Source organism: Schauerella aestuarii, assembly GCF_009866805.1.
Lineage (GTDB): Bacteria > Pseudomonadota > Gammaproteobacteria > Burkholderiales > Burkholderiaceae_B > Schauerella > Schauerella aestuarii.
Genome location: NZ_SIZW01000041.1, coordinates 648087 through 672292 on the forward strand (window position 1 = coordinate 648087; position 24206 = coordinate 672292).

The 24206-nt window shown below is 64.6% G+C and carries 17 protein-coding genes; 11 read left to right on the forward strand and 6 right to left on the reverse strand.

Annotated features, from left to right (window positions below; genetic code table 11):
• Nucleotides 1-143 precede the first annotated feature (143 nt).
• Nucleotides 144-2639 carry a DUF3772 domain-containing protein gene (locus tag EYW45_RS13900; protein ID WP_161136259.1) on the forward strand — a complete coding sequence of 832 codons (2496 nt, stop codon included), beginning with the start codon at nucleotides 144-146 and terminating at the stop codon, nucleotides 2637-2639.
• Between the two features lie 21 nt (nucleotides 2640-2660).
• On the opposite strand, the gene prpF is transcribed toward EYW45_RS13900, so the two are convergent.
• The 3 genes from prpF to EYW45_RS13915 form a co-directional block, all read right to left on the reverse strand.
• Nucleotides 2661-3830 carry a 2-methylaconitate cis-trans isomerase PrpF gene (gene prpF, locus EYW45_RS13905; protein WP_161135983.1) on the reverse strand — a complete coding sequence of 390 codons (1170 nt, stop codon included), beginning with the start codon at nucleotides 3828-3830 and terminating at the stop codon, nucleotides 2661-2663.
• A 63-nt stretch (nucleotides 3831-3893) separates the two neighbouring features.
• The gene (locus EYW45_RS13910) at nucleotides 3894-4610 is read right to left on the reverse strand and encodes a glutathione S-transferase family protein (RefSeq protein ID WP_161135984.1); all 717 of its coding nucleotides are present in this window, start codon (nucleotides 4608-4610) and stop codon (nucleotides 3894-3896) included.
• Nucleotides 4611-4765: 155 nt separating this feature from the next.
• Nucleotides 4766-5341 (reverse strand): TetR/AcrR family transcriptional regulator, encoded by a 576-nt coding sequence (locus EYW45_RS13915; protein WP_161135985.1) that lies wholly within the window; start codon nucleotides 5339-5341, stop codon nucleotides 4766-4768.
• A gap of 257 nt (nucleotides 5342-5598) precedes the next feature.
• Between EYW45_RS13915 and EYW45_RS13920 the strand changes: the two genes are divergently transcribed.
• Genes EYW45_RS13920 through EYW45_RS13945 form a run of 6 tightly spaced genes read left to right on the forward strand, consistent with a single transcriptional unit; the run spans nucleotide 5599 to nucleotide 12456 of the window.
• A complete protein-coding gene (locus EYW45_RS13920) occupies nucleotides 5599-7719 on the forward strand; it encodes a TonB-dependent receptor (RefSeq protein ID WP_328703629.1) in 2121 nt (706 codons plus the stop codon).
• Nucleotides 7720-7724: 5 nt separating this feature from the next.
• Nucleotides 7725-8696: an ABC transporter substrate-binding protein gene (locus tag EYW45_RS13925; RefSeq protein WP_161135986.1), complete on the forward strand. Its 972-nt coding sequence runs from the start codon at nucleotides 7725-7727 to the stop codon at nucleotides 8694-8696.
• Nucleotides 8693-9712, forward strand: coding sequence for a FecCD family ABC transporter permease (locus EYW45_RS13930; protein WP_202444706.1), 1020 nt, complete (start codon nucleotides 8693-8695; stop codon nucleotides 9710-9712). The genes EYW45_RS13925 and EYW45_RS13930 overlap by 4 nt, the downstream gene beginning before the upstream one ends.
• Nucleotides 9705-10736, forward strand: a complete 1032-nt coding sequence (locus tag EYW45_RS13935; RefSeq protein WP_161135987.1) for a FecCD family ABC transporter permease — start codon at nucleotides 9705-9707, stop codon at nucleotides 10734-10736. The genes EYW45_RS13930 and EYW45_RS13935 overlap by 8 nt, the downstream gene beginning before the upstream one ends.
• A 19-nt stretch (nucleotides 10737-10755) precedes the next feature.
• On the forward strand, nucleotides 10756-11607 hold the full coding sequence (locus EYW45_RS13940) for an ABC transporter ATP-binding protein (RefSeq protein WP_161135988.1): 852 nt from the start codon (nucleotides 10756-10758) through the stop codon (nucleotides 11605-11607).
• 3 nt (nucleotides 11608-11610) lie between these two features.
• On the forward strand, nucleotides 11611-12456 hold the full coding sequence (locus tag EYW45_RS13945; protein WP_161136262.1) for an IucA/IucC family C-terminal-domain containing protein: 846 nt from the start codon (nucleotides 11611-11613) through the stop codon (nucleotides 12454-12456).
• Between the two features lie 57 nt (nucleotides 12457-12513).
• Here EYW45_RS13945 and EYW45_RS13950 read toward each other — a convergent pair whose 3' ends face one another.
• From EYW45_RS13950 to atzF, 3 genes are read right to left on the reverse strand one after another with little or no spacing between them, the layout of a single operon-like run.
• Complete coding sequence (locus EYW45_RS13950; protein WP_161135989.1) at nucleotides 12514-13236, reverse strand: GntR family transcriptional regulator; 723 nt, start codon at nucleotides 13234-13236, stop codon at nucleotides 12514-12516.
• 1 nt (nucleotide 13237) lies between these two features.
• On the reverse strand, nucleotides 13238-16933 hold the full coding sequence (uca, locus tag EYW45_RS13955; RefSeq protein WP_161135990.1) for an urea carboxylase: 3696 nt from the start codon (nucleotides 16931-16933) through the stop codon (nucleotides 13238-13240).
• A 15-nt stretch (nucleotides 16934-16948) separates the two neighbouring features.
• Nucleotides 16949-18874 carry an allophanate hydrolase gene (atzF, locus tag EYW45_RS13960; RefSeq protein ID WP_161135991.1) on the reverse strand — a complete coding sequence of 642 codons (1926 nt, stop codon included), beginning with the start codon at nucleotides 18872-18874 and terminating at the stop codon, nucleotides 16949-16951.
• Nucleotides 18875-19303: 429 nt separating this feature from the next.
• On the opposite strand from atzF, the gene urtA reads away from it, so the two are divergent.
• The 4 genes from urtA to urtD are packed head-to-tail and all read left to right on the forward strand — an operon-like array spanning nucleotide 19304 to nucleotide 24206.
• Nucleotides 19304-20557 carry an urea ABC transporter substrate-binding protein gene (gene urtA, locus EYW45_RS13965; protein ID WP_161135992.1) on the forward strand — a complete coding sequence of 418 codons (1254 nt, stop codon included), beginning with the start codon at nucleotides 19304-19306 and terminating at the stop codon, nucleotides 20555-20557.
• A gap of 18 nt (nucleotides 20558-20575) precedes the next feature.
• On the forward strand, nucleotides 20576-22216 hold the full coding sequence (urtB, locus tag EYW45_RS13970; RefSeq protein WP_407924919.1) for an urea ABC transporter permease subunit UrtB: 1641 nt from the start codon (nucleotides 20576-20578) through the stop codon (nucleotides 22214-22216).
• Nucleotides 22213-23358 carry an urea ABC transporter permease subunit UrtC gene (gene urtC, locus EYW45_RS13975; RefSeq protein WP_161135993.1) on the forward strand — a complete coding sequence of 382 codons (1146 nt, stop codon included), beginning with the start codon at nucleotides 22213-22215 and terminating at the stop codon, nucleotides 23356-23358. The genes urtB and urtC overlap by 4 nt, the downstream gene beginning before the upstream one ends.
• Nucleotides 23355-24206, forward strand: a complete 852-nt coding sequence (urtD, locus tag EYW45_RS13980; RefSeq protein WP_161135994.1) for an urea ABC transporter ATP-binding protein UrtD — start codon at nucleotides 23355-23357, stop codon at nucleotides 24204-24206. Before urtC ends, urtD begins: the two co-directional genes overlap by 4 nt.

Below are 24206 nucleotides of genomic sequence, written 5' to 3' on the forward strand. Positions count from 1 at the left end.
ACTTTACCGTGGGCGTCGCCCGCGGCTTTCCCGCCATGTCAGTTTCTCTCCCCCTGCAGTCTGTGCGAGCCGGTGCCGTGCCCGCGCGCGCGTCCAAGTCTGTGGGTCGCAGGGGGCAGCGCCGGGTTTGGCAGATCGTGGTCATGTGCCTGCTGGCATTTTTCACGGCGCTGGCGGCCGCTCAGGACAAGGCGCCCGAAATCAATCTGGATCAGGCGCGCAAGGATCTGGACGCCATCCAGAAACAGTTGAAGGAACAACCCGACGACACCGCGCTGGTCGACATGCGCGAATCGCTCGTGGAGATGCAGGGGCAGGCGGGATCGAAGGCGGATGCCTTGACGCCGCAGCTCACGAGTGTGAACGCCCGATTGGGAGAGTTGGGCGAAGTTGCCGAAGGCGTGAAAGAAGCGCCGGACGTGGCGGCGCAGCGGTCCGATCTGAACAAGCAACGCACGGCGCTCGATTCGCAGATCAAGCTCGCGCGCTTGCTGGCGGTGGAGAGCGGGCAGGCGATCGAAACGATCTCGTCTCTGCGGCGCTCGCAGTTTTCGGCCGCGCTGGGTGAGCGTCGGCCCTCGGTGCTGACGCCTTCGTTCTGGTCCGAGTTTCAGGGCGATTGGCCACGCGATCGGGATCGCCTGAAAGCGCTGTGGGACGAAGCACTCGCCGCTGCCATCGCCACGCCGTTGTGGGTGTGGGCCGGCGTGCTGCTGCTCATCGGCGCCATCTTCGGCGTGCGTATCTGGGCGAGCAAGCGGCTGACGGGCATCACCGCGGCACGGGTGCCGTCGGGCCGTTTGCGGCGGTCGTTCTATGCGGTGGCAGTCGTGCTGCTGGGCGTGGCTGCGCCGGGGTTGATCGCCGAGTTGTTTTATCTGGGGATGAGTTGGGGCTCCGTGCTCACGGGTGACCTGGCCACCTTCGCCACCGGTCTGGTTGGCGTGATGTTCTTCGGCGGCTACGTGGCCGGGCTGGGCCGGGCATTGCTCTCGCCCAACCGCCCCTCATGGCGCCTGCCATCGATTCCCGATCTGATCGCGCTGCGCATGCGCTGGCTGCCGATCGCCCTGGGCATCGTGGTGGTGCTCGTGTGGTCGCTGGATCGCTTCGTCACCTTGCTCAACTTTCGCCTCACCACCACGATTGCATTGAACAGCGTGGTGGCGTTCGGCCTGGCCGTCGTGTTGGGCTACGCGCTGCGGCGCGGCGAACGGCTGCGCCGGCGGGTGATTCGCGAGGCTCAGGCCAAGCAGGCCTCTGCAGCGGAAGCACAGGATGACGACGCGGCGACCCAGGTCGAGCCGCCACCGCCCCGTCCGCTGTGGTTGGGCGTGCTTGCCGGCGTGCTGTGGTGCGTGATCGTGGGCGCGGTGGGCAGCGTGCTGGTGGGCTACGTCGCCTTCGGCAACTTCCTGCTCAAGCAGATGGTCTGGCTCATCATCATTCTCGCCAGCACCTATCTGCTCAGCGTGCTGATCGAGGATTTCTTCTCCACCTTGCGCAGCGCCACGCAGGTCGACGCATCGGGCAAGAATCAACCTTACGAGCCGCGCGCCCGCGATCAGGCGGCCGTGCTGCTATCGGGTGTTGGCCGGGTGTTGATCGCGTTGTTTGCGTTGTTGCTGGTGCTGGCGCCGTTCGGCGCCGGGCCCATGGAGTTGTTCCAGCGCATGGGGCAATTGCAAAGCGGGCTGGCGATCGGCGAAGTGCTGATCAAGCCGGGCACCGTGATGCAGGCGCTGATCGTGCTGGTGGTGGGACTGATCGCGGTCAAGATGCTCAAGCGCTGGCTGCGTGATCGTTATCTGCCGACCACCACGCTGGACCCTGGCATGCAACTGTCGGCCGCGGCGCTCTTTGGCTATGCGGGTTTTGTGATCGCTGTGGCGTTGGCCATGTCTGCCGTCGGCATCGGCCTCGAACGCGTGGCGTGGGTCGCCAGCGCACTGTCGGTGGGGATCGGTTTCGGCTTGCAGGCGGTGGTGCAGAACTTCGTCTCCGGCATCATTCTGCTGGCGGAGCGTCCGGTGAAGGTCGGCGACTGGGTCTCGTTGAGTGCGGGCGTGGAGGGCGATATCCGACGCATCAACGTACGCGCGACGGAAATTCAGATGTCGGATCGATCGACGTTGATCGTGCCCAATTCCGAGTTCATCACCAAGCATGTGCGCAACGTCACACACGCCAATCCGCAGGGTGTGGTCACGGTGAAAATGCCGTTGCCGTTGGGCACCGATGCGCAGCGCGTGCGTGAAATCATGTTGTCCGTATTTCAGGACAACCCGGATGTGCTTGAAACGCCGGCGCCCAATGTGTTCCTCGATGGGATCGACGGCACGCATCTGATGTTCAATGCGTCGGGATCGGTATCGTCGCCCCGGCAGTCGTACACGGTACGCAGTGCCTTGCTGTTCGAAATACTCAACCGCTTGTCGGCCGCCAAGATCGAGATGTCGCAGCAGCCTACGATGTTGCTGGGCAGCCTGGAGGGCCGGCGCGACGGCAGGCAGGCGGACGCGAGCGTGGTGCCGCCCATGTCGGCCGCGATGCCGCCGGCCGATGCGCCGACGGCAACCGCTGCCGGTCCTGAGGCATCCACGCCGCCACCACCCTTGCCAGGACCGGCAAAGAACTGATCGTCAAGCCTGAGAGCCGCGCTATTCGATGTCGGGAACGAACACTTGCCCGACCATCAGCCGGCGGGCGCTGCGGCTCATCAGCGCTTGCGTCACCTGCCACACACCGTCGCGCTGCTCGGCGCGCGCGCCAACCTGCAGGACGCCGGCAGGATGGCCGAAACGCAGGCCCTCGCGTGCGCCACCGAGCGCCTGCGCGACGATGGTGCCCGGCACGGCCGCAGCGGCCGCGATCGCCACCGCGCCGGTGCCCGTCATGGCGTGATGCAGCTTGCCCATCGAGAAAATGCGCGCCACCAGATCGATATCGGCGGCGGTAACGGCGGCCCCGCTCGTGGCGGCATATGCGGCGGGCGGCGCCACGAACGCAATCTTCGGTGTGCTTTGGCGTTTGGTGCTGGCGTATTCCACACTCTCGGCCAGGCCCATCGCGACCGCGCCGTGGGCGCGAATGGCCTCGCAGCGTGCGAGCAGATCGGGTTGGATATCGATGGCACGCGGCAATTCGATGCCAGTCAGGCCAAGCGCTGCCGCATGCACGAAGACGGTGGGATTACCGGCGTTGATCAAGGTGACATCGATCTCGCCCACACCGGGGATCGTCAGCCGGTCCGCGGCATTGCCGGTTGGCAGCATCGCGCCACCGCCTTCGGCATCGTCCGCACCGGGATCGAGGAACGCCAGCGCGATCTCGGCTGCTGGAAAGGGTACGCCGTCGAGCACGAAATCGCCCATTTCTTGCACGGCGCCATCGCGCATCGGCACTTTCGCGATGATGCGCTTGCCGATGTTGGCCTGCCAGATGCGCACCGTGGCCAAGCCATCGTGCGGTGCATCGATGAGGCCGCGATGGATGGCGAACGGTCCCACGGCGGCCGTCAAATTGCCGCAATTGCCGGTCCAGTCGACCAGCGGCGTGGCGATCGCGACCTGGCCGAACCAGTAATCGACGTCGCAATCCGCGCGCGCGCTTTTGCCTACGATGACGACCTTGCTGGTGCTTGAGGTGGCCCCGCCCATGCCGTCGATATGCTTCTCGTACGGATCGGGACTGCCCACGATACGCAGCAGCGTCGCGTCGCGGCGTGCCGGGTCGGTCGGCAGATCTTCAGGCAGGAAGAACACGCCCTTGCTGGTTCCGCCGCGCATGTAATAGGCGGGGATGGCGGCTTGCGGTGGTGAGTTCGGCATGGTGGTGTCGATGCAGGGAAGAGGCGCCGATGCGTGAGGCGATACCCACGCATCGGCAGACGGTCAGCTCGCCTGGTGCGCGTAGCGGCCGCGGCCGAACATGCGATCCAGGTCGTCGGCGGTGGCGGCGGCGCGCGAGGCATCGCCGGCTTGCTGAATCTCGATGGTGCGCAACGCGGTGCGCGTCGCTGCGGGGCGGTTGGCCACCGTGTCGCGCCAGCGCAGCAGGGCATCGCGGCCGTCGACCGGCAACTTGAGCGCTTCGAGGCGCGCGATCCACGGATACGTGGCCACGTCCGCAATCGAATACGCATCACCACCCAGGTAGGGCACATGGGTGAGCCGCTCGTTCAGCACATCGATCAGCCGCACGGCTTCGGTCGTGTAGCGCGAGCGCGCGTAGTCGGACGCGTTGGGTTCGAAGCGGGTGAAGTGCACATACTGGCCGAACATCGGCCCGAGCCCCGTGAGTTGCAGCGTGAGCCATTGCAGCACGTCGTAGCGTGCGCGGCCGGCAGCCGGCAGCAACTGGCCCGTTTTTTCAGCCAGGTAGGTCAGGATCGCGCCCGATTCGAACACCGTATAGGGCTCGCCGCCGGGGCCGTCCTGATCGACGATCACCGGGACCTTGCTGTTGGGATTGAGGGCGCGAAACGCCTCGCCGAACTGTTCTTTGCGCCAGACTTCGATGGGATGAAAACGATAGGGCGTGCCGATTTCCTCAAGCATCAAGATAATCTTGACGACGTTGGGGCTGCTCATGCCATACAGGTCGATCATGGAAGCGATCCTTCGGGGGTGGGGTGCCGGCGGGCATCATGCCATGCCGGCGTGCCGCATCGCAACCGCGGTCCTGCCGGCTCGATCGTCGGGGAGCGCGGCCAACCCGCGCCGTCGTCGACGATGCCCGACACGGGACACCCGCTGGTTCCGGCCTACCCTTGGCCGCCGGGTAGATGTGCCCGCGAGGCGGCGAGAATTTCGTCCGACAATTCGGGATCGTCCACCATCCGCGCCAGCATCATGGCGCCGACCATGGTCGAATACGCAGCGAGCGCACGGCGCCGCTTGGCGGCTTGCGAACGCCCCGGAATCCACGACTCGATCAGCCCGATCATGCTGGTGAAGCGCTCGGTAACGGTGCGTCGCACATCCACCCCCTGGCGTGCCACATCGCTCCCCAACGAGGTCAACAGGCAGCCATGTTGCGGCCGATCGCGGTGGGCGCTCGATAGATAGTGATCCAGCACCGCATCCAACGGGCGATCGGGGTGTTCGCTCGCCAGGTCGCGCCACAGGTCGCGCGATCCATCGAGGGCGCGGGCCGACGCTTGCGCCATGAGGTCTTCCTTGGACTCGAAGTGGCCATAGAAGCCGCCATGGGTGAGGCCGGCAGACTGCATCAGATCGGCAACACCCACACCATTGAAACCCCGCTCTCGGAACAATCCCGAAGCGACGGCGATGATGCGCTCCCGGTTCTCGGCGGCTTGCTCGCGACTGACTCTCATGCATGTCTCCTCGAGGATGGCGTACGTTCGCTCGCCGTTCGTTACGCGACGGCCTTTATTATAAATGATGGTCGAAATATAAAGGATGCGGCCCGGGCAGAGCGGCAAGCGCAGTGCCTGCGTACAACGAAATCACGGCGGCGTTACCTCATCGGCATTTACGCCGGCGACTCGGTCGACTACCATTGAAAAAGGTAAAGAGAACAATAGTTATTCCCATTAATGATATGGCGTGATGGTGCGTCGCTGAAGTGAAGGTGGAACGCGTTTTGACGAAGGGCAGTTTGATCGTGGCGATTGCGCCGTTGCTGGTGTCGCAATCGATGTATGCGCAGGGTGCCGAGCGCACAAGCACCACCTTGGAACCCGTCGTGGTGTCCGCTTCGAGATCGGACATCGAGGCCGACAAAGCGCCCCAAACGGTCGTCATCATCGAAAAGGAAGAGATTGAACGGCAGTTGACGATCTCCAGCAATTCGTCGGACGTGTTGGCCAACCTGTTGCCGTCGTATACCCCGAGCCGAGGCAAGATGAACGGCAGTGGCGAGACGCTGCGGGGGCGCACGCCGCTCATCATGATCGATGGCGTGCCGCAGTCGAATCCGCTCCGTCCCACGGGGCGTGAGGTGCATACGATCGATTTCGCCATGGTCGAGCGGATCGAAGTGGTGCAGGGCGCCAATGCCCTCAACGGATTGGGCGCGACAGGCGGCACGATCAACATCATTACGCGACGCCCCGAAAACGGCGCGTTCAATCAGCATATCGATGTGCAAGCCACGGTACCGACGCACAAACTCAATGCCGACACCCTGAGCTACAAAACCACCTATCGCGCGGATGGCCGCTCGGACAAGCTCGATTATCTGTTCTCGGTCGGCTACGACGATCAAGGCTTGTATCGCGACGGCCGCGGGCGCGCCATCGGCGCCGACGTGACGCAGGGCGATCTCATGGATTCGCGCACGTACGATGTGCTGGCCAAGGTAGGCTACTGGTTCGACGACAATCAACGCCTGCAGTTTTCGCTCAATCGCTACAAGATCAAATCCAAAGGCAATTACGTCGGTGTGCCGGGCGATCGCGCCACCGGCCTGCCCACCACCTCGATCGAGGGCGACATCAACGGGCTGCCGGCCTGGAACGATGTGTGGACCTCCAGCATGGCCTACACCCATCACGATCTGGCCGGGATGGAATTGAACGCGATGGTGTTCAATCAGGAATTCGAAGGACTTTTCGGCGCCGATAATTCGTCCACGTTCCAGGACCCGCGCATCGCCCCTGTGGGTACGCTCTACGATCAATCGCGCTCGGTCGCGTCGAAATACGGCAGCAAGGTCAGCCTGATGAAGGACGGCATGTTCGACGGCCGCTTCAAGCTCACGGGCGGGTTCGACACGTTGTTCGACAAGGGCAAACAGGATCTCTACGGTACGGGTCGCACCTACGTGCCCGAATCCGAGTACCGCAACCTGTCGCTGTTTGCGCAGGGCGAATACAAGGTGCTGGATAACGTGACGCTGCACGGCGGTGTGCGCCACGAGATGGCCGATCTGAAGATCGACAGCTACCAAACGCTGGCCCGGTACAACCGTGTGAACGTCGATGGCGGCAAGCTGAAGTTCAACGAAACCTTGTTCAACGCCGGCGTGGTCTACACGCCGATCGAAGCCGTGACGTTGTTCTCGAGTTATTCCGAAGGCTTCGGCATGCCCGACGTAGGGCGCGTGCTGCGCGCGATCAACACGCCCGGCACGACGGTCGACAGCTTGAGCAGCCTCGAGCCCATCCTCACGAAAAGCGTGGAGGTGGGCACGCGCATCAAGCAAGGCGCTTGGGATTACGACCTGAGTTATTTCCAGTCGAACTCGGATTTCGGCAGCCGTATCGTTCCCGTCAACGGCGCGTTCATGATGGCGCGCGAGAAGACGCGTATCCAGGGCTTTGAAACCAGCGTGGGTTATCGCTTCAACCAGGCGCATCGCGCCAAGTTGTCGTATGCCTATACGCGTGGCCGCTACGATAGCGATGGCGACGGCCGTGTAGACGCGGCGCTCGACGGCCTGAACGTGGCGCCCAACCGCCTGATCGGCACGTGGTCGGCCGACTGGAACGACAAGCTCTCGTCGTTCGTGCAAGTGCAGCACGCATTCAATCAATCGTTCGACGATCCTGCCAAGCGCTTCGATGGCTACACGCTGGTCGATGCCGCCATGAGCTACAAACTGCCGAAGGGCACGATGCGCCTGGCGATGGCCAATGTGTTCGACAAGCAATACATCACGTATTACTCGCAGAGCGCTCTCGTCGAACCCAACCGCTATTTCGCCGGCCGTGGCCGCACGGTGACCTTGGGCTACTCGCTCAAGTTTTGACCGCCATGCGCCACGTCGTTTCACCGCCTTCCCCCGCTCTGCACGCGCGCAGGCGCGTCCTGCAGGCGTTGGCCTGTAGCCTGGCGGGGCCCGGACTGATCTCCTGGGCGCGTGCCGCAGCATCGCGTGAGATCGTGCACGCCCTGGGACGCACGCAAGTGCCGCTGGGTGCCTCGCGCGTGATCACGCTCTTCCAGGGCGCTACCGATGCCGCAGTGAGCCTGGGTGTGACGCCCATCGGCGTGGTCGAATCGTGGACGCAGAAGCCGGTGTATGCGTACCTGCGGCCGGCGCTCGAAGGCGTGGCACAGGTCGGGTTGGAAACCCAGCCGAGCCTTGAGGACGTGATTTCGCTGGAGCCCGATCTGATCGTCGCGTCGCGCTTCAGAAACGAACGCATCTACAACCTGCTGTCGCGCATTGCGCCCACGATCGCGGTGGAAGACGTGTTCTCGTTTCGCGACACCCTTGCCTTGATGGGGCAGGCGCTGGGGAAAACAGCCGAGGCTGAACGTGTACTGGCCACGTGGGACACGCGCGTTGCGGCACTGCGCGATCGCTTGCGCGCGCACTTCGACGCCGCGTGGCCGATGACGGTTTCGGTACTGGATTTCCGCGAAGATCACGTGCGCGCGTACTTGCCGAACAGTTTCTCCGGCAGCGTGTTGGCCCAACTCGGCTTTACACGTACCGCCGCCCAAGCGGACGCCACGCAAACGCTGCAGAAAATCACATCGCGCGAAGCGATTCCGTTTCTCGACGCGCAGGTTTTCTTCGTGCTCATGCGCTCGGATCGGCCAGCCGTGCGGCAGAACTATCTGGCCTGGCGTGCGCATCCGCTGTGGACGCGGCTGGATGCGCCGCGCCATGGCCGCGTGTACGAGGTCGACAACGTGACGTGGAGTTTGTCGGGCGGCATCCTGGGGGCGCAATTGATGCTCGACGATATTGCCGCCAAGCTGGTGCCGCCGACATGATCGCCGCCGATCGACGAATGCCGCCCGATCGGCGCGGCTGGCGGCTTGCGGCGGGTGCCGCGGCATTGCTGGCATTGGCCGTCATCAGCCTGGTCACCGGCCCCGCGAGCATTTCGCTGCGAACGGCAGTCGATGCGATCGTCCATCACGATCCCGGCAACGTCGATCACATTATCGTGACCACGACGCGCCTGGCACGCACCGCGATCGCGATCGCCGTGGGCGCAAGCCTGGCGGTGGCCGGCGCGCTCATGCAGGCGTTGACGCGCAATCCGCTGGCTTCGCCCAGTCTGTTCGGCGTCAATGCGGGCGCCATGTTTTTCCTGGTGGCGTTGGCGGCCTTCGCGCCGCCCACGTCGTTCCAGGTCATGATGGCGGTGGCGTTTGCAGGATCGGCGACGGCCGGCGCCTTGGTCTACGCGTTGGGTACGACGCAACGCGCGCGCGTGTTTTCGCTGCGCATCGTGCTGGCGGGTGCCGCCGTGACGGCGCTTTTCGCTTCGTTTACCCAGGCGATCCTGGTCGTCAACCAGGATGGGCTGGACAGCATCCTGTTCTGGCTGGCCGGGTCGACGGCGGAACGCAGTTTGCACGCGGTGGCACCCATCATGCCGTACGCGGCCGGCGCGATCGTGGCGGCCATCGTGCTCGCCCGGCACGTGGATGTGCTCGCGGCCGGGGATGACATCGCCGTGAGCCTGGGGCAGCGCACGGTGTGGGTAAAAGCGCTGGTGGCGTTAGCGATCGTGTGCCTGGCAGGCGGCGCCGTGGCGATGGCCGGCAGCATCGGTTTCGTAGGCCTGATCGTGCCGCATATGGTGCGTCGTGTATTGAGCGCCGACCACCGCTGGCTGTTGCCGGGCTGTGCCGTATTCGGCGCACTGCTGTTGCTGGGTGCGGATATCCTGTCGCGCATCGTGATCGCACCCGGCGAGTTGCCGATCGGCGCCATCACCGCGATGATCGGCGCGCCCGTTTTCGTGGTCATGGTGCGGCGGGGGCTGCGTCATGCGTAATGCGCTCATCCTGAGAACGCGCCGCTTCTCACGGCAGATCAACATCAGGACGGGGGCGGTGGCGGTGCTGCTGGCGCTGGTGTGCCTGGCCGTTGCCGTCGCCTCGCTCGCCATCGGCAAGCATGTCATCGGGCCGATCGATGTGGCCAACGCCTTGATCGGCGAGGGGCCCCGGCGCGACACCTTCATCATCGAGATCCTGCGGATGCCGCGTCTCCTGATGGCGTGCATGGTGGGCATGGCCTTGGCCTTGTCGGGTCTGATCCTGCAATCGGTCGTGCGCAATCCGCTGGCCTCGCCCGATATTCTCGGCATCACCGGGGGCGCGTCCGCTGCGGCGGTGGCTTTTCTCTCCTTCCTCGCGCCGGTGATGAGCCTGCGCTGGCTGCCCGTGGCCGCCATCGTGGGCGCGAGCACCACCGCCGCGATGGTGTACCTGCTCGCCTGGAAGCAGGGCGTGTCGCCCTTGCGGCTGGTGCTGACGGGCGTCGGCATCTCGGCCTTGATGGCGTCGGTCACGACACTGTTGATGGTGCTGAGCCCGCTGGCCTCCACCCTCTCGGCCTACGTGTGGTTGACCGGCAGCGTCTTCGGCGCCTCATGGCCCGAGGTGCAGTCGATGTTCTTATGGCTGTGCGCGCTCTTGCCTGCGTTGGTGTGGGTGGCACGGCGGGTGAATGTGCTCGAGCTCGACGATCTGCTCGCGGTCGGTCTGGGTCTGCGCATGCAGACGACCCGGCTGGCACTGGTGGCGCTGAGCGTGGCGTTGGCCGGCAGTGCCGTGGCGCATGCGGGGGCGATCGCCTTCGTTGGGTTGATTGCGCCACACATCGCGCGTGCGCTCGTGGCGCATACCTTCGGCGGCCTGGCGGTCGTGACGGCGCTCGTGGGCGCCATTCTCGTGGCGGCTGCCGATCTTGCCGGGCGCACGTTGTTCCTGCCAATGGACTTGCCGGCCGGCATGTTCGTGTCGCTGTTGGGTGCCGTGTTCTTCGTCTACCTGTTGCTGCGGCAAGTCCGCTGACCCCCTACCGATCTTACGCATGCCGAACCGTTCACCGCTCCCGCCGAATGCCGAGACGTCATCTGCCATCCCCCCACTGCAGGGCTGCGGGCTCACGCTGGAATACGGTCGCCACGTCGTGATCGACGGGCTTGATGTCGCGATCCCCGCCGCACAGATCACCGTTCTCGTGGGCAGCAACGGCTGCGGCAAAAGCACGCTCCTGAAGGCGCTGGCGCGGCTGCTGAAACCGGCGCAGGGCAGTGTGCTGCTCCATGGCGCGGACATTCAGCGCACACCCACCGTGCAAGTGGCGCGCGAGTTGGCCGTACTGCCGCAAACGCCGGTGGCGCCGGAAGGCCTGACGGTGGATCAACTGGTGCGCATGGGCCGCTATCCCCATCAGACGTGGTTGCAGCAATGGTCCCGCGCCGATCAGGATGCGGTAACGGCGATCCTGCATGCCACCGATCTCTACGCATTGAAGGACCGGGGCGTCGATTCGTTATCTGGGGGGCAACGCCAGCGCGCATGGATTGCCATGACGCTCGCGCAGGATACCGATATCCTGCTGCTCGACGAACCCACGACCTATCTCGATCTGGCGCATCAGATCGAAGTGCTCGATCTGCTCGAGGCCTTGAATGCGGATCATTGCAAGACGATCGTCATGGTGCTGCACGACCTGAATCTGGCCGCGCGCTACGCGCATCACATGATTGCGGTGCACGATCGCGGGATTTTCGCCCAGGGACCGCCGGCGCGCATTCTCGATGAGCGTATGGTCAAGGCGGTGTTCGATCTCGATTGCCGCGTGATCCCCGATCCGCTGTACGGCACGCCGCTGTGCATTCCGATCGGCCGCCGCCGGCGCGGCCTGCCGGACGCCTGAACCATGGGGCCTTTCGATCGTGCGCAATGGCAGGTGCTGTCGCAAAATCTGCAGCTCGCGCGTGCTGCCGATCGCGATGTCGATTACGCCATCGATACCGCAGCCTTGCTCGATATCGACCGCTGCCGCCAGTTGTTCGATACCGTGGGCCCAATGATCGGCTCGCCGTCGCACGTGGTGACGGCGTCGCTGCTGGCCAAGCGGATTGCGTTTCTGGTGACGGGCCCCAGTCTCTATGCGTTGTCGGCCTTCGATCTCGGGCTGAACATGGCGCGCGACAACTGCATCACCGAATACGCGCATCGCGATGGCTCGTGGCAGTCGCGCATGGTGCTGAAGGATCTCGGCGTGGACCGGCCCGTGGACTGCCGGCGCGCCGAATGGCGTGAGCGGGTGGTGCAGCGCGTGTTTGCCGATCATCTGACGCCGTTATGGGCGGTGTTTCACGAGGCCTGCGGCATTGCGCCCCGCATCCTGTGGGAAAACACGGCCGTGCGCGTCTTCAGCCTGTATGAGCGCCGGCTCGCGAAGCTCGATGGCGAACGCGCGCGGCGTCAGGTGCAGGACGATTTCGACTATCTGATGCACCACGCGTCCGCGTCCGTGTTCGGGTTGCCCGATCATCCGCTCAGGCGATTTCTCGGCACGGCGGCCACGCGCAGGGGCGGTGGGCCCCCGTCCGGCCAGGCACGCGCGCCGCAGCGATCGGGATCGGCGCTCGGCGTGCCGCAGCCCGGCACCGGGGTGCGGTACCGCAAGACGTGCTGCCTCTACTTCAAGGCCACCGATCCTGCCGAATATTGCTCGACGTGTCCGTTGATACGCCCAGGTGTGAAGAAGCCGGTGTGAATCGATACCGGGCGTGCGCCGCGATTCAGACGCGGCGTGTCGTGCAGGAGCAGGGCATCAGTACCGGTCGCGCGCGGCATGCAGCATGTGCAGCGTGATCTTGCGTACTTCCGCCTTGCTCATCTCGATGTGCGACTTGAGCATGCGGCGGGCTTCGTCGCCACGCCGCGCGAGTACGGCACGCAGGATGGCGGCGTGTTCCATGTACGTGGCGTCGATCCGGAAGTCCTTGGTGAAGTCCAACTGCCGGATGATGCGAATCTTCTCGGTCACGTCGCGGTGGATGGCCGTCATCTCGGCGTTGCCGGCCGCGGCCACCAGATTGCAGTGAAACGCTTCGTCCAATCGGGCCACGAGATCACCGTCGCGTATCCGCTCGGCCGGCGGCACCAGCCATACGCTCTTCAATGCCTCGATCAACCCCGTGGGGTCCATGTCGGCATGCGCGATCAGACGGTCGACCGCCGCCTGTTCGAGCACGATACGCACGTCGTACAGTGCTTCGAAACGCTCGAAATCGAACGGCCGCACCTGCCAGCCGCTGCGCAGATGCACGATGACGAAACCTTCGCGCTCCAGGCGGTAGAGCGCCTGGCGCACCGGCGTGCGGCTCACCCCATGACGCCCCACCACATCCGCTTCAGTGAAGTGATCGCCCGGCAGCAGGCGGAACGAAAACAGATCGTCCTTGACCTGCTCATAGACCTGATCGGCCAACGTGGTCGCAGGGCCTGCGGCGGCTTTCGGAGACGATCCGGTTTGGAGGGCGGCAAGGCGCATATCAGCTCACAGCGGCTTCGGCGTCCACCGACAGCACCAGCAACGGATCGCCCGTGTTGACCGGACGTCCGGGTGCACACTGGATCGCACTGATGGTGCCGCTGACGGGGGCCGTCACAGAGAGTTCCATTTTCATGGCTTCGACGATGACGAGTGTATCGCCGGCGTTCACGCGTTGCCCGACCGACACCGGAATCTTCCACACGCTACCGGACATATCGGCCGACACCCACTGTTCGCCGGGCGCCAGTTCGATGGCATTGTCTACCGGCGCGGCGATATCGATATCGGTGCTCTCTTCGTTCTTCCACAGCGTGACTTCGGCATCGAACGCCGCTTTCTGCGCGGTCTGGAAGGCGGTGATGCTGTCGGCCTCGCGCTCGAGAAACTGCGTGTAGGCGGCAAAGTCGAACACCTCTTCTTCGATGCGCACCGAAGCGCGGCCTTCGCGGAACGCATCGCGCAAGTCATCCAGCTCGGCTTCGCTCACCGGATAGAAACGCACCTGATCGAAAAAGCGCAGCAGCCACGGCTTGTCGTCCTTGAAGTCCGGGTTTTTGAGGAACTTGTTCCAGATGGGCAGCGTGCGCCCGACGAGCTGATAGCCGCCCGGCGAATCCATGCCGTAGATGCACATGTAGACGCCACCGATGCCCACCGTGCCTTCTGCCGTGAAGGTGCGCGCCGGGTTGTACTTGGACGTGAGCAGGCGATGCCGGGGATCGATGGGGACGGCGCACGGCGCGCCCAGATAGACGTCGCCCAGACCCATGATCAGATAGCTGGCGTCGAACACGATCCGTTCGACCTCGGCCCGATCCGCCAGGCCATTGATGCGTTGAATGAAATCGACGTTGTTGGGCAGCCAGGGGGCGCCGGCGCGCACCGTTTCCTGATAGCGTTGCACGGCACCCAACGTGGCGGAATCCTCGAAGGCCATGGGCAGGTACACCACGCGGGTGGGCAGGGTGAGCGTGGCCACATCGGCCAGACCGGTCTCCAGCGCCAGCAGCCGTTCGACCAAGGCGCCTTGCGCGATCACCTGGCTGTTGTAGCGAATCTGCACCGAACGCACGCCGGGCGACAGCTCGAGCACGCCATCGATGGCCGCAGCATCCACGGCGGTCATGAGCAGATGGATGCGCATCCGCAATGCCAGATCAAGAATGTTCTCGCCGTATTCGACCAGCAGATAGCCGTCGCCGGCTTGTCGGTACGACACGGACGGCACGCCATCGCGCGCCGGTCGCCCAGCGACGATCGTGTCGGAGGCGGGCAGGTCGGCGCCGAACGTCGGCGCGGCGGCTTTTGCCGGCGCGGTGGCCTCAAGCGCCGCCGCGGCCGTGGCAAGCACGTCGGCTGCGGCGTCGTCGGCGAGCGCCAGCGCCGCGATGCTGGCATCCTGTTCGGCTTCGAGCGCTACCGCCGCCGCATACGCGACGCGTTTGAAGCGGATGCGGTCGCCGGGCTTCACCTGGCCCACTTTCCACAATTCGGCGCGCACGATCGTGGCCGGGCACACGAAGCCGCCCAGGCTGGGACCGTCGCGCGTGAGGATCACGGGGCTGTCGCCAGTGAAGTTGATGCTGCCGATGGCGTATTCGCAATCGTGGATGTTCGAGGGATGCAGGCCGGCCTCGCCGCCGTCCTCGCGCGCCCACGTGGGCTTGGGGCCAAGCAGTCGCACGCCCAGGCGGTTGGAGTTGTAGTGCACTTCGTAATCGGTATCGAAGAAGTCGTCGATGGCCGCTTCGGTAAAGAAGTCGGGTGCGCCGTGTGGGCCGTACAGCACGCCGATCTCCCAACGATGGCCGTAGGTGGGCACGAGCGCCGCCGGCGCCGCGGCCGGCTCGGCAATGGGGGCGGTCATCTGCGACGCGGGGCGGGTGGGGTCCGCCACGGCCAGCATGTCGCCCACCCGCAGTGTGCGGCCTGCGTGGCCACCGAACTGGCCGAGGGCAAACGTGGCGCGGCTGCCGAGATAGATCGGCACGTCCAGGCCGTTGCGTACAGCCAGATAGCTGCGGCAACCGGTGGTTGCGCGGCCGAATGTGAGCACCTGCCCGGCCCGCACGGTAACGGGTGTCCACATCGCAACGGCCGCGTCGTCCAGGCGCGCGTCACTCATGGCGCCCGTCAGCGCAATCACGGCGTCGCAGTGAAACTTGAGCGTGGGGCCGATCAGCGTGGTCTCCAGGCCGGCCGCGTCGACCGGATTGCCGACGATGCGGTTGGCCAGGCGGAAGGCGTAGTCGTCCATCGGGCCCGAGGGCGGCACGCCGATATGCCAGTAGCCCAGCCGGCCCGGATAGTCCTGCACGCTCGTATATGTGCCGGCTTCGAGCACTTCGATCGCCGAGGGGGCGTACGTGAACGATTCCAGAAATCGCGTCGACAGCTCGGCGGCGCGAAAGCGCGGACTGCCGACGATCTGGCGCAGGTAATCGAGGTTGGTGGCGATGCCGGCCAGACGCGTTTCGTCCAGCGCGCGCGCCAACCGGTCGAGCGCCTCGTCGCGCGTGGCGCCGTGCACGATGAGTTTGGCCAGCATGGGATCGTAAAACGCTGGCACATCGGTGCCGGTGGCGATCCAGCCATCCACGCGCACATCGTCCGGAAAGGACACATCCGTGAGCACGCCGGGCGACGGTTGAAACTGTTTGATGGGATCCTCCGCGTACAGGCGCACTTCGATCGCCGCGCCTTGGGGCGCCGCGGAGAGTGCTTGCCAGTCGAGAGGATCGCCCGCCGCCACGCGCAACATGCACTCGATCAGATCGAGACCCGTAACGGCTTCGGTCACAGGGTGTTCGACCTGCAGACGGGTATTCACTTCCAGAAAATAGAAGGCATCGCGCGCGGCGTCGTAGATGAACTCCACCGTGCCCGCCGACCGGTACGACACCGACTCGCCCAGTTGCACCGCCGCACGATGCAGTGCGGCGCGCGTGGCCGCCGGCAGGTTGGGGGCCGGCGTCTCTTCGATCACCTTCTGATTGCGCCGCTGCACCGAGCAGTCGCGTTCGCCCAGCGCCACCACGCGGCCGTTGCCGTCACCGAAAATCTGCACTTCAACGTGGCGTGCGTGATCGACGTAGCGCTCGAGAAATGCGCCGCTATCGCGAAAGAACGTGGCACCCATGCGCTGCACGCCGTCGAACGCAGCGCTCAAGGACGCAGCATTGTCGCAGCGCGACAGCCCGATCCCGCCGCCGCCCGCCGTGCTTTTGAGCATGACGGGATAGCCGATGACGTCGGCCTGGGCGAGGGCATCGTCGATACCGGTGAGCAATCCCGTGCCGGGCGTCATCGGCACCTCGGCCGCCGCCGCCAACTCACGCGCGCGGTGCTTCAACCCGAACTCGCGGATCTGATGCGGCGTGGGTCCCATGAAGGCAATGCCGGCCGCTTCGCACGCTTCGGCGAATTCCGCGCTTTCCGATAGAAACCCGTAGCCCGGATAGATCGCCTGCGCGCCGCTGTCGCGCGCCGCCTGCAGAATCAGATCGATGCGCAGGTAGCTGTCGGCCGCCTTCTCACCGCCGAGCGCAATGGCGTGATCGGCCTCGCGAACATGGGCGGCGTTGCGGTCGGGATCGGCGTAGACCGCGACGCTGCGAATACCCAGGCGCTTCAGGGTGCGGATGGTGCGAACGGCGATTTCGCCGCGATTGGCAATGAGGACGGTATCGAACACGTTATCGGCTCCGGGTTATTGAACGGCGGTCTGCAGGCTGGCGATGTAGGCGCGCCAACCGCCGAACGACGTGATCTCGCGTGCGTCGTCGAGCGCGCACGGTTCGCAAATGAATCCCTTCACAGTGCGGCCGTCGGCAAGCGTCAAGGTGCCGATGCCCAACGGCGCCGGAATCTCGGCGACGAATTCGCCGAAGCGCGCAGCCGGCACGTCCCACAGCTCGACCGCGATCGCGGCACCCTGCGCGGCGCGCACCAGGCCCGGCTTGGGCGGGGTCGTGTTGGCCAGCGCATAAAGGCGATAGGTATCGGCGGTGGTGGTCGCTTCCACGAATACGCCGTCGCGCGAGGTGAGCTGATGGTTGAGTGGCATGCCGCGCAGGTGCGCGCCGACGACCGCCACGCGGATGACGGTGGCAGCCGGCACAGCGCGCTCGGGCGACGATGGCTGCGGCGCGCCAGACGCCGGCGACGGCGTTGCGGGGTCAGATGCCGTCGAGCCTGAGGCGCCTTCGTCCACGTGAGTCGCAGGGGCCTGCGCCTGCGTGAATGGGCGTTGCGTGGCGCCCAGGGGCAACTGTTGCTTCGCCAGCCATTGCTTGCCGAACGCCGCGAGCGCCTGATCGCCCCACGCCGGGCCGATCAACGTGATGCCTGCAGGCAGACCATCGGTGCGCATGCCGGCCGGCACGGCCAGGGCCGACAGATCCGCCAGATTGACGAAGTTCGTATAAACGCCAAGACGCGAGTTGAGCGTGATGGGATCGGCGTCGAGTTCGGCAATGGTGTAGATCGACGGCGACGTGGGCACGACCATGCCGTCCACTTCGGCGAGCGCGTCCTGAATGCGCCGGGTGAGGGCTGCCCGCTTGTACTCGGCGTTGAACGTGGCGGTGGCGTCGTACCGTGCAGCCTGCTCGACGATGCTGCGCACCACGGGGTTGATGCTGTCGGGGTCGCGGCGCCAGAGCGATTCGACGGCGGCAAACCGCTCGGCAACCCATGGGCCTTGATAGAGCAGTTCAGCCAGTTCGCGAAACGGCGCGAAGTCGATGCGACGCAGTGTCACGCCCATGGCGCGCAACTGATCGAGCGCGTGGTCGAACGCGGCTCGCGCCACGTCGTCGCCGAAAAATTCCAATGCATCCGGCACGGCCAATACGGGCTGTTGCGGCCATGCACGCGGGGCGGACGCCGGTGTCCGGCGCGAGTAGGGATCCGCCCCATCGTAGCCGCCGGCAATGGCGGCCACGAGGCTGGCGTCGTCCACGGTGAGGCTGAAGATCGACACCACATCCTGCGTGCGGCAGGCGGGCACCACCCCTTGCGTGCTCAGCCAGCCTTTGGTGGGCTTGAGGCCCACGATGTTGTTGAACCCCGCCGGTACGCGGCCGGAACCGGCGGTATCCGTCCCGAACGAAAAGGGCACCAGGCCGCGCGCGACCACCGATGCCGATCCGGAGCTCGAGCCGCCGCTGATGTAGCGCGGATCGAAGCTGTTGGCCACCGCGCCGTGCGGTGAACGCGTGCCGACCAGACCGGTCGCGAACTGATCGAGATTGGTCTTGCCCACGAGGATGGCGCCGGCGGCAATCAAGCGGGCGACGGCGGTCGCGTCTGCTTGCGGAGCGTAGGCGAATGCCGGGCAACCCGCCGTCGTGGGCCAGCCCTCGGCATCGATGTTGTCCTTGATCGCGAAGGGCACGCCGTAAAGCGGCAGCGCGGCAAGGCTGCCCGCAGCCGTTCGGCGCGCGGCGAGATCATCGAGTTGACGCGTCAGGTGTATCTCATCGAGTGGCGTGATCCAGGCGTTGTCGCCCGCGCTCGCCCCGATCAGCGGCGAGAGCAGTGCGCGCGGATCGGCAGCATGCTCGCGGTAGGCGCGCTGCCAATCGGCAATCGTCCAGCCAAGGGTCGGCAACGGAGAAACAGAGACGGGCATGAGAGAAATCCTCGTTGGTATACATGTCCGCGTACTCAAGCAATACGTATGCCAACTTTTGAGTGCCCTGCGCTGCAAGCCGCATGTATCAACGCTTTCCAGGGAGCAGGTGCCGAAACGTATGGCGCTTCAGGGTTAACGCGTACGGCACGATTTCGGACATCCGCACCGAAATCGTTCGTTTATCGCACCGTGATGGTGCCGTCATCGATCGCGCGCCATTCGCCTCATGGCCGTATGTCGCACGGGCGGCCGCGCCCGCCCTTAAGTACGCGCGCGCGAGGTCGGCGACGCCGAAAAGTTGGCATTCATTTTGCTTTGACTCCCTTCACGCGATGAGGCCGAGCCGCAAGCCGTCTCACTCGCAGGCGTACAGGTTGTTCAGACCATCATGCCGGCCGCGCCGGCCCTTTCTTCGAAGGATTCACCATGAAGCGCAGACTTGTTCTCAAACAACTGACCGCCGCGAGCCTCTTGGCCATGTCGGGTTGGATGCCGCAATTGATGGCGGCCGAAGACACCATCAAGGTCGGCATTCTGCATTCGCTGTCGGGCACCATGGCCATCTCCGAAACGTCGCTCAAGGACGTGGCGCTCATGACGATCGATGAGATCAACGCCAACGGCGGCGTGATGGGCAAGAAGCTTGAAGCCGTCATCGTCGACCCGGCGTCGAACTGGCCGCTGTTCGCCGAGAAGGCCCGCCAATTGATCGCGCAGGACAAGGTCTCGGTGGTATTTGGCTGCTGGACCTCGGTATCGCGCAAATCGGTGCTGCCGGTGTTCAAGGAACTCAACAGTCTCTTGTTCTATCCCGTGCAATATGAGGGTGAAGAACTTGAGAAGAACGTGTTCTACACGGGTGCCGCGCCCAACCAGCAGGCGATTCCGGCGGTCGAGTATCTGATGAGCGAAGACGGCGGTGGCGCCAAGCGTTTTGTGCTGCTGGGCACCGACTACGTCTATCCGCGCACCACCAATAAAATCCTGCGCGCGTTTCTCCACTCGAAGGGCGTGAAGGACAGCGACATCGACGAGGTGTATACCCCGTTCGGTCACGCCGATTATCAAACCATCGTCGCCAACATCAAGCGCTTTTCCACGGGCGGGCGCACGGCGGTGATCTCGACGATCAACGGCGACTCGAACGTGCCGTTCTACAAGGAACTTGGCAATGCCGGGCTGAAGGCCACCGATGTGCCGGTGGTCGCGTTCTCGGTGGGTGAAGAAGAACTGCGCGGTGTGGATACGAAGCCGCTGGTGGGCCACCTCGCCGCCTGGAACTACTTCCAGTCGATCAACAATCCCGTCAACACGGCGTTCATCGACAAGTGGAAGGCCTACGCGAAGGCCAAGAATCTGCCCAACGCGAACACGGTCGTAACCAACGATCCGATGGAAGCCACCTACGTGGGCATGCATATGTGGAAGCAGGCGGTCGAGAAAGCGAAGTCGACGGATGTGGACAAGGTGATTGCGGCCATGGGCGGTCAAACGTTTGCCGCGCCCGATGGCTTCACCATCGAAATGGACAAGACCAATCACCACCTGCACAAGCCCGTGTTCATCGGCGAAATCAACGCCAATGGCCAGTTCGACGTGGTGTGGAAGAGCAAAGGTCCGATCCGCGCTCAGCCCTGGAGCCCGTACATCGCGGGTAACGAAGGCAAGCAAGGTCTCTGACGCGACAGGAGCGCTAACGTGCATTCGGCAATCACCCGGGTTTGGTATCGATGGCTGGCGATCGGGTTGCTTGCCGTGTGTGCGCACACCGCAGGCGCAGCGGCGCCAGGCGGTGTAGACGCGGCCATGCTCGCGCCGCTTGCGGCGAGCGATACCGATGCCAAACTCGCGGCGATTGCAGCGTTGGGTCAGTTGCCCGATCCTGCGGCCGCACGGGTGCTCGAAGCGCTCAACACCGGTGCGCTCTTTGCCACGCCGGCCGGTCGCGTGCTGATCGGCCCCGGCAGTGCGGGTGGCGCAGCCAGGGACCCAATCGATGGCAGTACCCTGGCCCTGCCAGCGGATGCCAGCGCCATCACCATCAACAACCGGCTGCGGCGCGCCATTGCGGGCGCACTGGCCGCTTCCCGGCTTTTCGCCGACGACGTGCAAGTGCGTTTGCAGGCGGCTCAACGCTTGCAGAGCGGCAGTGATGTGGCGCTCTTGCCCACGCTCGATGCCGCGCGCGAGAAAGAACAGAATCCGGCAGTGCGCGATGCGCTCGACATCGCGCGTGCCAACCTGGCGTTGCAGAGCGACGATCCGGCGCGCCGCCGCTCGGCTGCGGAACTTCTCGGCAACACTGAGAGCGCGGCGTTCAGGCCCGTGCTCGCCGCGCTGGCGACGCCGCGTGCCGACGGCAGCTTTTCTGAGCCCGATGCATCGGTGCGCGAAGCGGCCGTCAATGCCTTGAAGCAGATCGACCGGCACCAGGCGCTGATCGAATGGACCGGCAATCTGTTCTACGGCATCAGCCTGGGCAGCGTGCTGCTGCTGGCCGCCATCGGCCTGGCCATCACGTTCGGCCTGATCGGCGTCATCAACATGGCGCACGGCGAACTGCTGATGATCGGCGCGTACACCACGTATATGACCCAGACCTTTTTCCGGCAATGGCTGCCCGCCTGGATCGATTGGTATGTGATTGCCGCGCTGCCGCTGGCCTTTGCGATCACCGCGCTGGTGGGCATGGCGCTGGAGCGCACAGTGATCCGCTGGCTTTACGGTCGGCCGCTCGAAACCTTGCTGGCCACCTGGGGCATCAGCCTGATTTTGATGCAGGCCGTGCGCACGCTCTTTGGCGCGCAAAACGTCGAAGTCAGCAATCCGTCGTGGATGTCGGGCGGCGTGACGGTGCTCGGCGGTCTCGTGCTCACCTACAACCGCATCGCCATCATCGTCTTCGCCGCGCTTGTGGTGTTTCTTGTGTGGCTGCTGCTGAATCACACGCGCCTGGGGCTCTTCGTGCGCGCCATCACGCAAAATCGCCGCATGGCCGATTGCGTCGGCGTGCCCACCGGCCGCATCGATATGCTGGCGTTCGGCTTGGGCTCGGGCATCGCCGGCCTGGCGGGCGTGGCGCTCTCGCAATTGAGCAATGTGGGCCCCGACCTCGGCCGCGGCTATATCGTCGATTCGTTCATGGTGGTGGTGCTGGGCGGGGTGGGGCAACTCGCCGGCACCGTGATCGCCGCCATGGGCCTGGGCACCGTCAACAAGTTTCTGGAACCCTATGCCGGCGCCGTGCTCGCCAAGATCATCATCCTCGTGTTGATTGTCTTGATCGTGCAAAAGCGCCCGCAGGGCCTCTTCGCGCCACGTGGCAGGAGTGTCGAATGAACCAAGCCGCCACGCTGGCCGCACCCCCCAGCCTGCATCCCGCCCTGATGACGCGGCGCAGCTTATTTTCTCCGCAAGCCTGGCTCGGGCTGCTCGTGGCTGTCGCCTTCCTCGCCGTGCTGCCGATGGCCAACCTGGTCTTCGCGCCCGATCATCCCTTGCACATCTCCAGCTACGCCGTCGCGTTGCTGGGCAAGTTCATGTGCTACGCGCTTGCGGCCCTGGCCCTGGACCTGGTGTGGGGCTACGCCGGCATTCTCTCGCTGGGCCACGGCCTGTTCTTTGCATTGGGCGGCTACGCGCACGGTATGTATCTGATGCGGTCGATCGGGCGGGATGGCGTGTATCAAAGCGATCTGCCCGATTTCATGGTCTTCCTGAACTGGAAAACGTATCCCTGGTACTGGTGGGGCACCGAGCATTTCGCCTACGCCTGGTTTCTGGTGCTGTTCGTCCCCGGGCTGCTGGCCTTTCTGTTCGGCTATTTCGCGTTTCGCTCGCGTATCAAAGGCGTCTACTTTTCCATCATCACGCAAGCGCTCACCTACGCCGCGATGTTGCTCTTCTTTCGCAACGATACCGGTTTCGGCGGCAATAACGGGTTCACCGATTTCAAGCGCATCCTCGGGTTCGATATCACTGCAGCGAGCACGCGTGCAGGGCTGTACTGGATCACACTGGCGGTATTGTTCGGCGCGCTGGTTCTGGCGCGCGTGATCACGCAATCCAAGCTGGGGCGGGTCCTGACGGCGGTACGTGATTCGGAGAGCCGGCTGCGCTTCATCGGTTACGACCCGCTGGGCTTCAAGCTGTTCGTGTGGACGCTATCGGCCGTGCTGTGCGGCATTGCGGGTGCCTTGTATGTGCCGCAGGTCGGCATCATCAACCCCGGCGAGATGTCGACCGAGAATTCGATCGAGATGGTGATCTGGGTGGCCACGGGCGGCCGCGGCACGCTGATCGGCCCCATCATCGGCGCGGGCGCGGTCAATGGATTGAAAACCTGGTTCACGAGTGTGTTGCCCGAGTACTGGCTGTATTGCCTGGGACTGATTTTCGTACTGGTGACGCTGTTTCTGCCGCAGGGCATCGTCGGTCTGGTTCGCCGCATCATGCGGCATCGTGAGGAGCGCCGCGTATGACATTGCATCCTGCCGCCGAGCGCGATGCGCAATCGCTCACCGAGGGTGGCCCCAGCGGCGAAGCCGGCTACGGCCGCGTACGCCCCGCCGGCGTGGATACGTCCCACGGCGCCATTCTGTATCTGGAAGACATCACTGTCAGTTTCGATGGATTCAAGGCGCTCAACAATTTGAGCCTGGATATCGGCGTCGGTGAATTGCGTTGCGTGATCGGCCCCAACGGCGCCGGCAAGACCACGATGATGGACGTGATCACCGGCAAGACGCGGCCGACGGGCGGCACGGTGTTCTTTGGCCAGAATATCGATCTCACCACCCTGAACGAAGCGCAGATCGCCGATGCCGGCATCGGGCGCAAATTTCAGCGCCCCACGGTGTTCGAAAACCATACCGTGTTCGAGAATCTCGAACTTGCCATGAAGATGAACAAAGGCGTGCGCTCGACGCTCTTCGCCAGGCTCTCGAGCGAGCAACAGGATCGCATCTCGGACACGCTCGCGCTCATTCGTCTGACGCCAGAAATCTGGCGTCTGGCCGGCTTGCTCTCGCACGGGCAGAAGCAGTGGCTGGAGATCGGCATGCTGTTGATGCAGGAGCCGCAACTGTTATTGCTCGATGAGCCGGTGGCCGGCATGACCGATGCCGAAACCGAACGCACCGGCGAATTGCTCAACGAGCTGCGCGGCAAGCATTCGCTGATGGTGGTCGAACACGATATGGATTTCGTCACGCAGATCGCCGGCCCCGGCAAAGTGACGGTGCTGCACGAAGGATCGGTACTGGCCGAAGGCACGATGGCGCATGTGCAGGCCGATCCGCGTGTGATTGAAGTTTATCTGGGACGCTGA

Bases quoted from the DNA above. Each gene is read 5' to 3' on its own strand.
- urtD (WP_161135994.1), top strand. From the start codon at position 23,355: ATGACATTGCATCCTGCCGCCGAGCGCGATGCGCAATCGCTCACCGAG.
- EYW45_RS13925 (WP_161135986.1), top strand. From the start codon at position 7,725: ATGCGCCACGTCGTTTCACCGCCTTCCCCCGCTCTGCACGCGCGCAGG.
- EYW45_RS13950 (WP_161135989.1), bottom strand. From the start codon at position 13,236: ATGCGCCTTGCCGCCCTCCAAACCGGATCGTCTCCGAAAGCCGCCGCA.
- prpF (WP_161135983.1), bottom strand. From the start codon at position 3,830: ATGCCGAACTCACCACCGCAAGCCGCCATCCCCGCCTATTACATGCGC.
- EYW45_RS13940 (WP_161135988.1), top strand. From the start codon at position 10,756: ATGCCGAACCGTTCACCGCTCCCGCCGAATGCCGAGACGTCATCTGCC.
- EYW45_RS13910 (WP_161135984.1), bottom strand. From the start codon at position 4,610: ATGATCGACCTGTATGGCATGAGCAGCCCCAACGTCGTCAAGATTATC.
- EYW45_RS13935 (WP_161135987.1), top strand. From the start codon at position 9,705: ATGCGTAATGCGCTCATCCTGAGAACGCGCCGCTTCTCACGGCAGATC.
- urtA (WP_161135992.1), top strand. From the start codon at position 19,304: ATGAAGCGCAGACTTGTTCTCAAACAACTGACCGCCGCGAGCCTCTTG.
- atzF (WP_161135991.1), bottom strand. From the start codon at position 18,874: ATGCCCGTCTCTGTTTCTCCGTTGCCGACCCTTGGCTGGACGATTGCC.
- EYW45_RS13945 (WP_161136262.1), top strand. From the start codon at position 11,611: ATGGGGCCTTTCGATCGTGCGCAATGGCAGGTGCTGTCGCAAAATCTG.
- urtC (WP_161135993.1), top strand. From the start codon at position 22,213: ATGAACCAAGCCGCCACGCTGGCCGCACCCCCCAGCCTGCATCCCGCC.
- EYW45_RS13900 (WP_161136259.1), top strand. From the start codon at position 144: ATGTGCCTGCTGGCATTTTTCACGGCGCTGGCGGCCGCTCAGGACAAG.
- EYW45_RS13915 (WP_161135985.1), bottom strand. From the start codon at position 5,341: ATGAGAGTCAGTCGCGAGCAAGCCGCCGAGAACCGGGAGCGCATCATC.
- EYW45_RS13930 (WP_202444706.1), top strand. From the start codon at position 8,693: ATGATCGCCGCCGATCGACGAATGCCGCCCGATCGGCGCGGCTGGCGG.